Raw genomic sequence first — 251 nt, 5'->3', positions numbered from 1 at the left:
CATCAGTATCCCGGCAAGCCACCGCAACGCTGTTGGCATTGTAAAGAAGGCGGTGTTGCTCGGCATGGGCGCCAAATTCGAATTGTGGAGCGAGCAGGCTCATCGCGCACTGATCCAGCAGACGTGGTCTGACGAGGATCTGGGCGATGGGTTGCTCGACCTGAAGTTGTGACCCGGGGTGCCCGGGTGCGCGGAGGCGCGCCGGCCGGTCACCTTCCGGTGTCGCAGTCGCCGGCGGGCCCTCTGCCGGT

The 251-nt window shown here is 65.3% G+C and carries 1 pseudogene; it reads left to right on the top strand.

Annotated elements, in window-relative coordinates:
* Positions 1-172, top strand: a pseudogene (locus ACQG3P_RS20955) (division/cell wall cluster transcriptional repressor MraZ); the annotation flags it as partial.
* Positions 173-251: the final 79 nt, after the last annotated feature.

The organism is Stenotrophomonas sp. SrG (genome assembly GCF_050031795.1).
GTDB lineage: Bacteria > Pseudomonadota > Gammaproteobacteria > Xanthomonadales > Xanthomonadaceae > Stenotrophomonas > Stenotrophomonas rhizophila_A.
The sequence above is the reverse complement of the archived record's forward strand: the minus strand, read 5'-3'. Positions and strand labels throughout refer to the sequence as shown.